Source organism: Streptomyces sp. CB02923 (assembly GCF_001905005.1).
GTDB lineage: Bacteria > Actinomycetota > Actinomycetes > Streptomycetales > Streptomycetaceae > Streptomyces.
Genome location: NZ_LWKZ01000023.1, coordinates 895,758 through 908,086 on the forward strand (window position 1 = coordinate 895,758; position 12,329 = coordinate 908,086).

At 69.1% G+C, this 12,329-nt stretch carries 12 protein-coding genes; 11 read left to right on the forward strand and 1 reads right to left on the reverse strand.

What is annotated here, in order from left to right; all coding sequences use genetic code 11:
• Positions 1-239 precede the first annotated feature (239 nt).
• The 3 genes from A6A06_RS22075 (at position 240) to A6A06_RS22085 (ending at position 3,287) form a co-directional block, all read left to right on the forward strand.
• Entirely contained in the window at positions 240-1,481 is a 1,242-nt protein-coding gene (locus A6A06_RS22075) for a hypothetical protein (RefSeq protein WP_443333766.1), read from the forward strand.
• Between the two features lie 343 nt (positions 1,482-1,824).
• Positions 1,825-2,673 carry an oxidoreductase gene (locus tag A6A06_RS22080; RefSeq protein ID WP_073762981.1) on the forward strand — a complete coding sequence of 283 codons (849 nt, stop codon included), beginning with the start codon at positions 1,825-1,827 and terminating at the stop codon, positions 2,671-2,673.
• Positions 2,673-3,287, forward strand: a complete 615-nt coding sequence (locus A6A06_RS22085) for a TetR/AcrR family transcriptional regulator (RefSeq protein WP_073762982.1) — start codon at positions 2,673-2,675, stop codon at positions 3,285-3,287. Before A6A06_RS22080 ends, A6A06_RS22085 begins: the two co-directional genes overlap by 1 nt.
• 143 nt (positions 3,288-3,430) lie before the next feature.
• On the opposite strand, the gene A6A06_RS22090 is transcribed toward A6A06_RS22085, so the two are convergent.
• Positions 3,431-4,504: a DUF5954 family protein gene (locus tag A6A06_RS22090; protein WP_073762983.1), complete on the reverse strand. Its 1,074-nt coding sequence runs from the start codon at positions 4,502-4,504 to the stop codon at positions 3,431-3,433.
• 425 nt (positions 4,505-4,929) lie between these two features.
• On the opposite strand from A6A06_RS22090, the gene A6A06_RS41905 reads away from it, so the two are divergent.
• The 8 genes from A6A06_RS41905 to A6A06_RS22125 all read left to right on the forward strand — a co-directional run bounded on the left by A6A06_RS41905 (position 4,930) and on the right by A6A06_RS22125 (position 12,328).
• Entirely contained in the window at positions 4,930-5,385 is a 456-nt protein-coding gene (locus A6A06_RS41905) for a DUF3662 domain-containing protein (RefSeq protein WP_073762984.1), read from the forward strand.
• Between the two features lie 89 nt (positions 5,386-5,474).
• Positions 5,475-6,251 carry a class I SAM-dependent methyltransferase gene (locus A6A06_RS22100; protein WP_073762985.1) on the forward strand — a complete coding sequence of 259 codons (777 nt, stop codon included), beginning with the start codon at positions 5,475-5,477 and terminating at the stop codon, positions 6,249-6,251.
• A gap of 54 nt (positions 6,252-6,305) precedes the next feature.
• A complete protein-coding gene (locus tag A6A06_RS41910) occupies positions 6,306-6,464 on the forward strand; it encodes a hypothetical protein (protein ID WP_199931057.1) in 159 nt (52 codons plus the stop codon).
• A gap of 293 nt (positions 6,465-6,757) precedes the next feature.
• On the forward strand, positions 6,758-7,507 hold the full coding sequence (locus A6A06_RS22105; protein ID WP_073762986.1) for an SDR family oxidoreductase: 750 nt from the start codon (positions 6,758-6,760) through the stop codon (positions 7,505-7,507).
• Positions 7,508-7,629: 122 nt separating this feature from the next.
• Positions 7,630-7,944 (forward strand): nuclear transport factor 2 family protein, encoded by a 315-nt coding sequence (locus tag A6A06_RS22110; RefSeq protein WP_073762987.1) that lies wholly within the window; start codon positions 7,630-7,632, stop codon positions 7,942-7,944.
• 204 nt (positions 7,945-8,148) lie between these two features.
• A complete protein-coding gene (locus A6A06_RS22115; RefSeq protein ID WP_073762988.1) occupies positions 8,149-9,024 on the forward strand; it encodes a LysR family transcriptional regulator in 876 nt (291 codons plus the stop codon).
• Positions 9,025-9,633: 609 nt separating this feature from the next.
• Positions 9,634-9,759 (forward strand): hypothetical protein, encoded by a 126-nt coding sequence (locus A6A06_RS43550; protein WP_274535885.1) that lies wholly within the window; start codon positions 9,634-9,636, stop codon positions 9,757-9,759.
• A 463-nt stretch (positions 9,760-10,222) separates the two neighbouring features.
• A complete protein-coding gene (locus A6A06_RS22125) occupies positions 10,223-12,328 on the forward strand; it encodes a hypothetical protein (RefSeq protein ID WP_199931058.1) in 2,106 nt (701 codons plus the stop codon).
• The last annotated feature ends 1 nt before the right edge of the window (position 12,329 follow it).

Here is a 12,329-nt window from a genome sequence, read left to right on the forward strand (position 1 = left end):
TGCGCGTCACAGCTGTAGTACGCCTGCTGCGCTCCCTCTTCTCGCCGGCGTGGAACCGGCCCGGTGCCCGTGCGCGCCAGGGGCGGAATAAGCCCCTCTATGATCATTTTTGGCCAGTTCCAGGCTCTCGCCGCCACCCCCGTGGCCGCTACGTTCACCCCTTGACCGAACACACACGACCAGGGGGAAGGGCAACGATGCGCCCCATAAGACCCGTCAGCCGCACCGGCAGATCACTCATGGCGGTGACCGCTACGGCGGCCGCCTGGGCGGTCACCGCCATGGGCCTTGCCGCCTCACCGGCCGCTGCGGCACCCACCACCGCGACGGCGCAGACGCCCGCGCCCGGCGACACCTGTACGGCGGCCGACCTCGGCCAACGTCACCCGTACATCAAGAGCACCGAAGTGTCCCCGACGATCACCCACTTCAAAGGCTGGTACGTCACCGAGGGCACCACCGGCACCCAGACCGTCACCACCACCACCCAGACGACCATCACGGTCTCCGTCGGCCTCAACGGCAAAATCGAGGGCGGTTTCGGCACCGAGGCCCTCGGCAAGGTCGGCGCGAGCCTGGGCCTGGACGTAAAGGTCAACTACACCTCCACCAGCACCGAGACCAACGCGGTCACGTGGAACTTCAACCAGCCCGGCTACTACGGCGCCTACAAGGGCACCAAGAAGGTCACCGGTACGTACGGAAGCCTCAACTGCAACCGCGTTCAACAGGGCAACAACAGTTGGGCGTTGAAGTGGATCGAAGGGCCCGACGGCGGCAACTTCACCACCTACACCACCCTTGAGGAAGGCGCGGTGCGCTGCCAGGACCGGGTGCCCGCCGGCAGCATCATGGCCAAGGCGCAATCCCTCCTCGACTGCGGCTCGGCCGTCGCGAAGGCCGAGCACCCGGCGGGTGAGGTGGCACCCACGGCGAAGCAGAAGCGGGACCGCCTCGTGCAGCGCCCGGCTCTCACCAGCGGCACGTCCGCCGAACAGCCCAAGGCCACCGGGCGCGGCGCGCGGGCCGCTCTCGACTGCATGGCCGAGGTCTACAAGATCGCCGTACCCGGCAAGCCCCTGTCCTGGGGCGCGCCGCTCCTGGCGGACGACGGTGTCCGCCTGCGGCCCTCGTCGATCTTCAGCGCCCACCTGGACAACTGGCGCCTGTGCAACGTGACGGAGCGCAACGGGGTCCTTGAGGCGTCCCTGTGGAACTGGGGCAACGGCGGGTGCGCGACCATCGCCCAGCAGAACGCGGCCACCGAACGGGCGGTCCTGCAGACGGCCTCCTGCGCGGAGGACGACCTCCAGCGGTTCTACATCTACCGCGACGTACCCGGCAGCTCGAAGATCGGTGTGCAGAACAAGTACACCGGCTCCATGATGGGCCACGACCGGTACGCGGACGGAGAGTTCATACGTCAGTACTCCAGCGGCAGGCAGGACGGTACGGGTACGTACGCCCTGATCGGAGTCTGACGGCCCACACGGTGGTTCATCGATGACGCGCGAGTTCGCCGGTTCGGCTGGTCGGCGAACTCGCGCTTCGTTGCCCCGCTCCGAATCTGCTTGAGCTTGCCTGCACGTGCTGCGCCGGCCCGCCGCCTCGGGGCCGTTCCGTGATCAGCGCCTCGCTCTCCTCCGTAGCCGGTCCCCGAAAGGTCAGGTTCGTCCGCTCGTACGCGACGACCGGAGCGCCCCCGGCCAGGCGTGATGTCGTTGAGCATCCCGGAACCGACACGGCGAAGATAAAAATCGACACCGTGTAGACTTTCTGGGCGGGGAGCAGTTCCGCTCCCCGCGAGACCTTCTTGGAGGAGCAATGCAGAGGCAGAACTGGCTCGTCACCGGCGTCAGCACGGGCCTGGGACGCGCCTTCGCCCAGGCCGCCCTGGCCGCCGGGCACACCGTTGTCGGCACGGTCCGCTCCGAGGAGGACCTGCGGGCCTTCGAGGAGCTCAAGCCCGGTTACGCCCACGGCCGCATCCTGGACGTGACGGACGACCACGCCGTCTCGGACGTGATCACAGAGGTGGAGCAAGGCGTCGGTCCCTTGGATGTCGTCATCGCCAACGCCGGCTACGGCCTGGAGGGCACCTTCGAGGAAACCCCGCTGGCCGACGTGCGGCGGCAATTCGAGATCAACGTCTTCGGGGCAGTGGCCACCCTGCAGGCAGCGCTGCCCCACATGCGCCGTCGCCGCCGAGGACACCTGATGGCCGTCACCTCCATGGGCGGGCTCATGGCGGTGCCCGGCATGTCCGCCTACTGCGGCAGCAAGTTCGCCCTGGAAGGCATCCTCGAAGCACTGGGCAAGGAGGTCGCGCAGTTCGGCATCCACGTGACGGCGATCGAGCCCGGCTCCTTCCGCACCGACTGGGCCGGACGGTCCATGACACGCGCCGCGCGGACCGTCGACGACTACGACGAGCTGTTCGGTCCCATCCGTGAAGCGCGGCAGAAGGCCAGCGGGAACCAGCTCGGCAACCCGGCCAAGGCCGGAGACGCCGTCGTACACATCGCGTCGGTCGAACAGCCGCCGGCCCACCTCGTCCTGGGCTCGGACGCGCTGCGGCTGGTCACCGCCGCGCGCACGGCCGTGGACGAGGACATCCGCGCGTGGGAGGCGCTCTCCCGTACGACCGACTTCGCCGAGGGCGCTCAGCTCTGATGCCCGGCCACCACCCCGCGCGCGGCCGTCGCCCCACCGAGCGCAAGGGGGACCTCCGGGAGCGGGCCATCCTCGACACCTGCGAGGCCCTGCTGGCGCACAAGGGCTACGACGCCATGACCGTCGGCGACGTGGCCCAGGGCGCCGGCATCACACGCGGTGCCTTGTACTTCTACTTCGGCTCCAAGCAAGAAGTGGTCACGGCACTCGTGGCCCGGACCGTCGAGCACCTGTGGGAACGGTCCCGGGCCACCGCGCAGACCGACGAGCCGCGCCAGGCCATCGCAGCAGCCATGCAGCGCACGGTCGAGCTGTGGAACGAGCACGGCCTGGTCATGCGCACGGCGATCGACCTGTCGTTGACCGTGCCGGAGATCGGCGAGCTGTGGAGCCACACGGCGGATTTGTTCATCGCGGCCATCACCGCCGTCCTGGAACGGGCCGGCATCCAGGCCGGCACCGAACCAGAACACGCCTCAGCGATGGCACGTGCCCTGTGCTGGATGATCGAGCGGACCTTCTACCACGCCTCACAAGAGTCCCGCGAGACGCTGCAAGGGGCATCCGCGACCTGCGAACACATCTGGCTGACCAGCGCCGGTCTGACCACCTGACGGACTGGCGTGACGGTCAGGCGCGAAACCGAATCCCCCCGACTCTCGTGCATGACCCTTCCGAACCAGGTATGTCGACGAAACTCCGAAGCGCGGCTCATTCCTGGATATCTGGAAAGGCGGAGTGAGCCCGATGATCGCGCTCAGTCGTGGTGAATGTTGCCGTCCTCGTCGATGCGTGGATGCATCCGTTCCGGAGTATGGCTGTTGGTGTCGGACGGGCGCGGTCCTTCGGGGCCGTCAGGGCCCCAGCGCAGCAGTCGGCGAACGCGGCAGATGCGGTGAACGGTGCCGCGGGCCTCGACCTGGTTGGCGCGCTCGGACCGGAGCCGGTCAGCGGCCCGGACGTACTCGGCCAGTTCTCCGGCGGCAGGATCGGTGCCCTCGGCAGCCACCGTGCGGGCGTCGGTTTCCCTGTCGTCGGCATTCCAGGCAATGAAACCTTGCAGGCGTGGCTGGAGCCACGTCAGGGCGAAGTCCAGCGACCTGCGGGCTCCGTGCGCACTGGCGTGCAGGCCCCCGCCTGTTTGCCATCCGGGATCGCTCTTCTCCACGATCCTGAAGACCGTGGGCAGCAGTACGACGTCGGGGTGGGTCTGCAGCGCCTGCCGGGAGTCCCCGCATACGTTTTCGGGGAACCGGGACCCCGTATAGGCCAGGCTGCGCAGCGCCAGGCGTTCCGCGGCCTGGGAGGGCGTGACCGGCGCATCCGGATCCAGAACCAGGCCGTCGTCGAATGTCTCCTTTGCGCTGCGGTCCCAGTCGGGCACGGTGGGCTCGGGGTCGGTCGGGCGGGGCTGTTCGATGCCGTCGGGCCCCGTGCCGGCGTACTCCTCGGCACGTACGATCCGGTAGCGGGTCCCGAGTACGGTGAGGTCATCGACGCATTCGCTCTCCAGCCGGGCGACCGCCGCCAACAGGGCGCACCTTTCCTCCCGGTTCCGGGCTTCGTCCTTTGCCCGGTACCACAGCGATGAGTTGAGGCAGTCCCGGGCCTGCTGCGGACAGCCGGCCTCCACCGCGCTCACCACCTGCCACCGCGGCGCCTGCCCGGCGTCTTGTGCGGCCACCCCGAACAGCGGACCTCGTACCAATATCGTCGCGGTCCCCAGTGCGGCGTCGAGCGCGTCGGCCTCCATGACGGCCTCCACCGGATCCTTCGGATGCCTCACCACGATCCGCCGCATCCCGCCCTGACTCACGTTCTCATGGCCCATGACCTCATCCTGCCGACCGCAGGAGGTGCGTGACGTGGTTTTCCTGATTCCTCACCCCCGTCCCGGGAAGCACGCTCCCGGCGGCGACACGAGGCCCTGGTCGCAGCACGGAACCCACCATGTCCGGCGCCGCGAACGCCCGTTCCATAATTCGTTCACCTGGGGCAGGTGGGGGAGAGCGGTGTCCAGCAGGGGGCAGGGGGCAGGGCGCGGTGTGGGTGGTGGGGAGGTCGATTGGGGCCGGGCAGATGGGCAGGCCGCACCGGTACGGGCGCATCGTCGCCTCCCTTCCCGGGACCGCCGTCGGCCCGAATGGTCGCCGGGTGGGGGTGTCCGGGATGCAGAAACGGTCGTTGAAACCCAGGAGCCCCGGGGCCACCCGGATGGGCGGACATGGCCGGGGCACGGACGGACAGGTGCCAGGAATGAACAGGATCGGACGATTCGAACGGGCCGTGGAAGGCTGGACGGCCGCCGCGTGGGGCTCGGTGCGCAAGCCTCGGAAGCAGCCGATCGACGTGGTGGCCCGGCTGCATCGGGAGTGTGACGCCAACGCCCTGATCATGGGGCAAGGGCGGACGGTGGTGCCCAACCGTTTCACCGTCGAGCTGCCCGCGGACAGCCACCGACAGCTGGCCGGCCACCAGGACCAGCTCGGGCCCGAGCTGGCCGCCGAGGTCCGGCGCTACGCCGCCGAGCGGTCCTACACCTTCGCCGGCCCGGTCACCGTGGCCCTGACGGCACGCCCTGGCGGCGGGCACGCCCGCTACCAGGTACGCAGCAGCCTGGTCCCCTGCCGGGCCCCGGCGCTCACGGACGACCTGACCAAGGCACTGCCGGTGGTGGGTGCGCACCGGGAGCACGGAAGTACGCGCGGTTGACGCGGTGTCTGTCCGCCTTGCCCTGCCCACCCGCGACAGGATTCGCCGAACGCCCCGCTGGCCACTTGCGGCGCAGATATCGTGATCGTGTGGATCGGGATGAACTGGCGCTTCACGCCTCGTCCTTCGGCACGGCGGCGGTCGCGTACGCCGCGCACCGTCCGGACTACGCGCAGGCCGCGGTGCGCTGGGCGCTCGCAACTGCGCCCGGCCCGCGCGTGCTCGACCTCGGAGCCGGAACCGGCAAGCTGACCGTCACGCTGGTCGCGCTGGGCGCCGAGGTCATCGCGGTCGAGCCCGATGTGGCCATGCTGACCGAGCTGCGCCGCTCGCTGCCGCCTGTCCGTGCCCTGCCGGGCAGGGCCGAGGCGATTCCGCTGCCGGACGCGTCCGTCGATGCCGTGCTGGCCGGTAACGCCATGCACTGGTTCGACATGGCTGTCGCGGGGCCCGAGATCGCCAGGGTCCTCGCGCCCGGAGGCGTTCTGGCCGGTCTGTGGAACCTCATGGACGACCAGGTCGAGTGGGTTGCCGGGCTCGCACGGGTGAGCGGGAGCGCGGCTGTCGGTCCGCGTGACACTCCCGTCGGCTGGCGCGCGGAGACGGCCGACCTGCACCTTCCGAAGAGCGGCGCCGCCCGGTTCGGCTCGCCGGAGCAGGCCGATTTCCCGCATGGGCAGCGTCGCACCGCCGACTCCCTGGTCGCGACCCTCGCGACGCGCGCGGGGGTCCTGGTCATGCCGGAACAGGAGCAAAGGGCCACACTGGGCCGGATCCGCGCATTCCTCGCGAGTACACCGGAGACCGCCCGCGGCGAGTTCACCCTGCCGATGCTGACCGGCGTGCTACGCGTCCGGCGGCTGTAAAAGGCCACCAACCGCCCGAACCGGGCCGCTGTGGAGGCCGCGGAGGGAGGAGCGGTGGATTGGTTCGCGCAGTTCGCGGGGACGGGCACGGGTCCGTACCGGCTGCTCGTCGCCCGTCGCCCGTCGCCCGTCGCGGTGACGGAAACGGTCGAGGTGAGTCTCGGGCTCGGCGAGGGCGGTAAGGGGCAGGGGCTGGGAACCGCCCTGTACTGAGAGCCCTTCGGTGTCGGCTATTCCGTACTCCGTACTCCGTGGCCCGTGGCCCGTGACCCTCGATCCGTGGCGTGGCCCGGCGGCGCTCCGGCCGGTCGGCTGAGCTGAGGAAACGCGGTGTGCGCGGGCGGAGAGCCGGGGTCGGGAGACGGTCGGGGTGCCGTCTGGGGGTATCGACGATGTTTGTGGAGCGACTCGAAACTTCTGTTACCCGATGACCGTAATGTCCACCTAGTGTCGTAAGCAGAAGGTGATCAAGTCGGTCACCGGCAAGAACGTGAGGAGTCCGGAGCATGGCCGAGAACACTCTGCGGGACAAGGTCGCGATCGTCGGTGGGGGCGAGAAGAACCTGGGTGGGCTGATCAGCAGGTCCTTCGCGGAATCCGGGGCGAAGGTGGTCGTGCACTACCACAGCTCCGAGAGCGATGCCGAGCAGACGGTGAAGGCGATCCAGGAAGCCGGGGGGCAGGCCGTCTCCGCCCAGGGGGATCTGACCAAGGTCGCGGACGTACGGCGGCTCTTCGATACGGCGGTGGACACCTTCGGCGGCGTCGACATCGCCGTGAACACCACCGGGATGGTGCTGCGCAAGCCGATCCTGGAGACCACCGAAGAAGAGTACGACCGGATGTTCGGTATCAATGCCAAGGCGGCGTACTTCTTCATCCAGGAGGCCGGGCGACGGCTGAACGACCACGGGAAGATCATCAGCGTGGGTACGTCGCTGCTGGCCGCCTTCACGGACGGCTACTCCACCTACGCCGGGGGCAAGGCGCCGCTGGAGCACTTCACCCGGGCGGCGGCCAAGGAGTTCGCCGACCGGTACATCTCGGTGAACACCGTTGCCCCGGGGCCGATGGACACGCCGTTCTTCTACCCGCAGGAAACCCCGGAGAGGGTGGAGTTCCACAAGTCCCAGGCGATGGGCAACCAGCTCACCCACATCGAGGACATCGTCCCGATCATCAGGTTCCTGGCCACCGAAGGATGGTGGTTCACCGGCCAGACGATGTTCCCCAACGGCGGCTACACCACCCGCTGACCCCGCGCCCTCCCGGCGGGCCGCACCGGCCACCTTCCGGCACGGTCGACCCGCCGGCGTCGGCGCCCTCAACCGCGACACCTGGAGGCACCGGATGCCTCCGCGACACCTGGAGGTACCGGATGCCTGCTCACCCGACCGATCCTGCGGTGGCCGCTTTCGTTACCGCAGTCAATGCCGGCGACGAGGACGCCTTCTCCGCCGCGCTGACGGACGACGCCACCATGTCCGACGACGGCAGCGAACGCGACGTCGCCGCGTGGGCCGACAAGGAAATCTTCTCCTCGAACGGACGTATGGATGTCGAGGACATCTCGGCCGACGGCCGGATCCTGACGGTCACCTACACCAACTCCACCTGGGGCAGCATGCGCACTCGGTGGGCCTTCGCCGTCACCGACGGCCGCGTCAGCCGCTTCGAAACCGGCCAGGCCTGAAGACGCCTGCTCGCCCGCCCGCCCGGCGCCGGATGCCGCCGAGATCACCCGTACGGTGGCCTGCGCCTGTCGGCAGGCGGGGTCACGGCCGGTACCGGCTTCCTGGGCATGGGCCGGGAGCACCGGGCATCAGCCTGAGGGTGCCGCCCTTCGGCAGTCGACCCCTCTTCACCGTCCGCCACTACCGAGCCCGGGGATATTGACGTGCGACTGGACCTGAACAAGCTCGAACACCTGGTCGCCGTTGCCGAGGAAGGCAGCCTCACGCGCGCCGCCGCCCGGTTGCACCTGTCCCAGCAAGCCCTGTCCGCTTCCATCCGGGTCCTCGAACGCGAAGTCGGTGTGCCTCTGCTGGAGCGCGGCAGCGCCGGTGTCACCGTATTGCCCGCCGGAGCGGCCCTGCTCGAAGATGCCCACGTTCTGAACGGCATGGCCCGTTCCGCCCTGCGCCGCGCCCGGCGCATCGGACGCGGCGAGACCGAGACGCTGCGCATCGGCTATACCCCCGCCGTCACCGGCGACGAACTCGTCACTCTGCTCGCACCCGTGACCGACGCGCACCCCGGCATCGTCCCGGAGGCCCACCAGCGCTATCCCTCCGAGCTGACCGCCGCGCTCCTCGCGGGCGACCTCGACATCGGACTGTGCCGCGCCATCACACCGGCGCACGGCCTGACCCGCGCCACCCTGGGCCATCAGCGCCTGCACATCGCCGTCGCTTCCGATCACCCCCTCGCCACCCGCACCACCGTGACCCTCCCCGAACTCGCCGACGAACCCTTCCTGGTCTGGGGAGTCCCCGGCCACTCCGACTACACCGACCTCCTCATCGACCACTGCCGTCAGGCCGGCTTCGAACCCCGCGTCGAACGCACCGACCGCCAAGGCACACCCCCGGTCACCGCCGTCATCGGCACCCACCACATCGCCTTCGTCACCACGGCGCCGGGCCCCGCCGCGGGCGGCAAAGCGCACATTCTCACCCTTGAGCCTCCGGTCTACGCGCCCCTCCACGCGCTCTACCTCCCCCGAACCACATGCCCCAGCCGCAGCACCTTCCTCACCCACGTGACGCTGTGAGCCCGAACCAGCCCGACCCAGCCTGCGCCGCGGATGGTTCTGCCAGGGTGCGGAGGGCTTGCTGAATAGCCTGCCAGGCGTCTTCCCGGAGGGCAGTCGCGGAGAGCGGCGCGCCGACCCTGTGGCGGCAGGCGCGGGGGAGGGCCGGTGGGGCCGGTGGCGGGAAGATTTCGGCTGCCGGGGTGCGCAGTTGCCGGAATCCGAGTGCGTGCACGCGGGCTCCGGCGGTGACCGCGGCGCTCATCAGCTCCTCGGTCTCCTGGCGGTCCTCCCTGGCGCAGCCCGTGTCCGCCGACGGCAGGACGACCGAGCCCCCGTGGCTCACATGGGCCGCTACCCGGCGGACGACTCCCGACCCGCGCGGTGCGCAGGGGCAGTGACACAAGTCGGTGCGGAGGTCCGTACCGAGGCCGGTGCGGATGTTAGTGCGGAGGCCGGTATGGATGTCGGGCTCGGCGAAGAGAGCGGACAGCAGGTGACGTGTACCGGGGCCGGGCCATAACAGCAGGGCGGGGGCATCGCTGAGGGCGGACACGAGCGCAGCGAACACCAAGGCCGCAGGCTCGTGTTCGGGGCCGTGGACGTAGAGGCTTCCGACCGTGGACACCCGTGTCCCTGGTGGTGCAGTTGCACATCGGTGAGCGGGCGGGTGGGGTCGCCGTCGGCGAGACCGGCGAAGCGGGCGTCCAGCGCTCCCGCGCTGCCCCGCTCGCCCCTGCGCATCCCGGCGAGTGAGCGAAAGGCCGGTCCGTGGAAGGCCGTTCCCTCGTCGTAGGGCAGGACGAGGACGGGGCGGGTGTTCCGCAACTCGGGCAGGGGCGGGGGCGGGAGCTCGAAGCGTACGACGGCGTGTGCCGCCGGTTCGTACCGGGACAGGGCCGGGCGGGACGGCGGCCAGCAGGGCCATGGTGCTTGAGGTCAAGAGGGCTCGGCAGAGGCGGCAGTTCGTCACGGACCGGTCGTCACGCGACCACACCGAAGCGCGCGTGGCCGGGCCGCGGAAATCGGCCATTCTGTGGGTTCCTGTAACGCGAGGGGTGACGGAGTGTCAGCCTGATGGGAATCTGCTCTGGTCGCGTGCAGGGGCCAGAGGTGGTAGGCGGTGTTCCTTGGTCCGGCACCTGGGGGCGCGGGGACGCGAGCTGCTGCGGCTCGTTCGATCTCTTGTGCTGTCTGTTTCTGTCGGGGGGACCTCAGTATGAGTTCAACGCCGTCGTTTTTCACGCAGGCCGGTAATTTCGAGAGCGCGGTTTCCGGGGGTGTGGATCCCCGCACCGGATTGTTCAATGTCCAGGTCGTGTTGGGGAATCTTGTCGGCAATCGTAATCTCGGGCCGTCGCTTCCGTTGGTTTTGAGTTACTCGCCGCTCAACAGTACCGACGTGGGTTTGGGGCAGGGTGTCTCGCTGGGACTGACCACCTACGACAAGAACAGTCGGCTGTTGTCTTTGTCCTCGGGTGAGCGGTACAAGGTCCAAGAGACCGGCGCGAGCGTCATTCTGCTGCAGAAGAAGCTCGATACGGTCCATGTCGCGAAGGACCAGAACGCGTACCGCATTGTGCACAAGACCGGCGATGTGGAGGTCTTGACCGGGCCCGGGAGCGGGTTCAGTCTCAAGGTGCCCACTGTGCTGCTGACGCCCGCGGGTCATTCCCTGGGCCTGACATGGGATTTCCATGACGGCCCGCTGCCGCGTCTCAAGGAGGTCAGGGACGAGACCGACACGCTGCTGACCGTGGACTACTCCCGCAGCAAGGCCACCTTGAACGTGCTGCCCGGGCACTCCGAGGGCTACCGCGTGGAGCTGTGGTTCCAAAACGGCCTGCTGGCCGGTGTGCATCATTTCGGACTCGGTACGGACGCGCCGCTGGTGTGGAACTTCACCTCCAGCCCGATAGGCCGGCAGGGGGTGTGGGGTTCGTGGATCACCGGTGTCAGCATGCCGGGCGGGATGTCCGAGACGGTTTACTACCCCCAGGACGGGTCGGGCCACCAGTTCCCGGCCTCTGCCCACCTTCCGGCATTGCCCTACGTGACGCGGCACGTCCAGAAACCGGGCGGCGGGCAGCCGCCGATCGAGGTGGACTACAGCTACACCGACAAGAACTTTCTCGGCGGCCACTCCGGCGCCGCCTGGAACCCCGACCAGGACAGTCTGTACGGGGTGCTGACCAGCTATTCGTACGGCTCCACCGAGTCCAGGGCCGGTAACGGCCAACCCTCGGAAACCATTCGCAGCTACAACCAGTATCACTTGCAGACGGCCGAGGAAACACGGCAGAACGGGTGCTCCCAAAAGACCCAGACCGATTACTACGCGTCGGCCGGCCAGCCGTTCGACCAGCAGCCGGCGCAGTTCCAGCTCCCGAAGAGCCGGACGGTCACCTGGACCGACTCCCGGCAGAACTCGCGCACCGAGACCACCCAGACCGCCTTCGACGCGGCGGGCAACCCCCAGAGCCAGGTTGAGCCGGACGGCACCCGCACCGAGTGGACCTACTACCCGGCGAGCGGAAGCGGCTCCGACGGCCCGCGCGAGCCCAACGGCTTCTGCCGCCTGCTGCAGTCGGTCACCCGCACGCCCGCGCACACCGGTTTCGATGCGCCCGTGTACAAGGAGACGTACGGGTACCTCCAGCTCCAGGGCACGGCCGATCCGCGGGTGAGCGCCGCGGTGCTGAAGTCCCTCGAACAGCACTACGCCGACGGCCGGCTCCTGAGGGAGCAGACGTTCGCCTACAGCACCACGGGACCGGAACTGGGCCGCCTGGCCCGCCTGGTGGAGACCGAGTACCCCAGCGGGCCAGGCGGCCCGAAGTATGCCGCCACCCACGGCTTCGCCTTCTCGGTGCAACAGGAGGCGCTGGTCCAGCGGCATACGCTCACGAGCCACGACCATCTCACGCTCACGCGGTCGCAGACGCGCTCGCGCTTCACCGGACGCCTGTGGTCGGCCACCGACCCGCACCAGAACGCCGTGACCATGACCTACGACGGTCTCGGCCGCATGCTGACCCGCACCCGGAACGCCGAGGCCGCCCAGTATCAGGCGACGGACACCATTGCGTACGAGACGGCCGGCAGTGCTCCGTTCGTCGTGACGTCCACGGACGCGACCAACAACGTACTGCGGCAGAGCCTCGACGGCATGGGCCGGCCGATCCGGTACGAGCGCAAGGACACCGACGGCGACGGCACCTGGTACACCGTCCGGACGCTCGGCTACGACGAGCAGGGACGCCTGTCATCGGTGACGGAAGCCGACCACGTACGCGGCACCGGGCAGTTTCAGCTGACCGGGTGAC

Excerpts from the sequence above, each read along its gene's own strand:
- A6A06_RS22075 (WP_443333766.1), top strand. The coding sequence starts at position 240 with ATGGCGGTGACCGCTACGGCGGCCGCCTGGGCGGTCACCGCCATGGGC.
- A6A06_RS22080 (WP_073762981.1), top strand. The coding sequence starts at position 1,825 with ATGCAGAGGCAGAACTGGCTCGTCACCGGCGTCAGCACGGGCCTGGGA.
- A6A06_RS22085 (WP_073762982.1), top strand. The coding sequence starts at position 2,673 with ATGCCCGGCCACCACCCCGCGCGCGGCCGTCGCCCCACCGAGCGCAAG.
- A6A06_RS22090 (WP_073762983.1), bottom strand. The coding sequence starts at position 4,504 with ATGGGCCATGAGAACGTGAGTCAGGGCGGGATGCGGCGGATCGTGGTG.
- A6A06_RS41905 (WP_073762984.1), top strand. The coding sequence starts at position 4,930 with ATGAACAGGATCGGACGATTCGAACGGGCCGTGGAAGGCTGGACGGCC.
- A6A06_RS22105 (WP_073762986.1), top strand. The coding sequence starts at position 6,758 with ATGGCCGAGAACACTCTGCGGGACAAGGTCGCGATCGTCGGTGGGGGC.
- A6A06_RS22110 (WP_073762987.1), top strand. The coding sequence starts at position 7,630 with ATGCCTGCTCACCCGACCGATCCTGCGGTGGCCGCTTTCGTTACCGCA.
- A6A06_RS22125 (WP_199931058.1), top strand. The coding sequence starts at position 10,223 with ATGAGTTCAACGCCGTCGTTTTTCACGCAGGCCGGTAATTTCGAGAGC.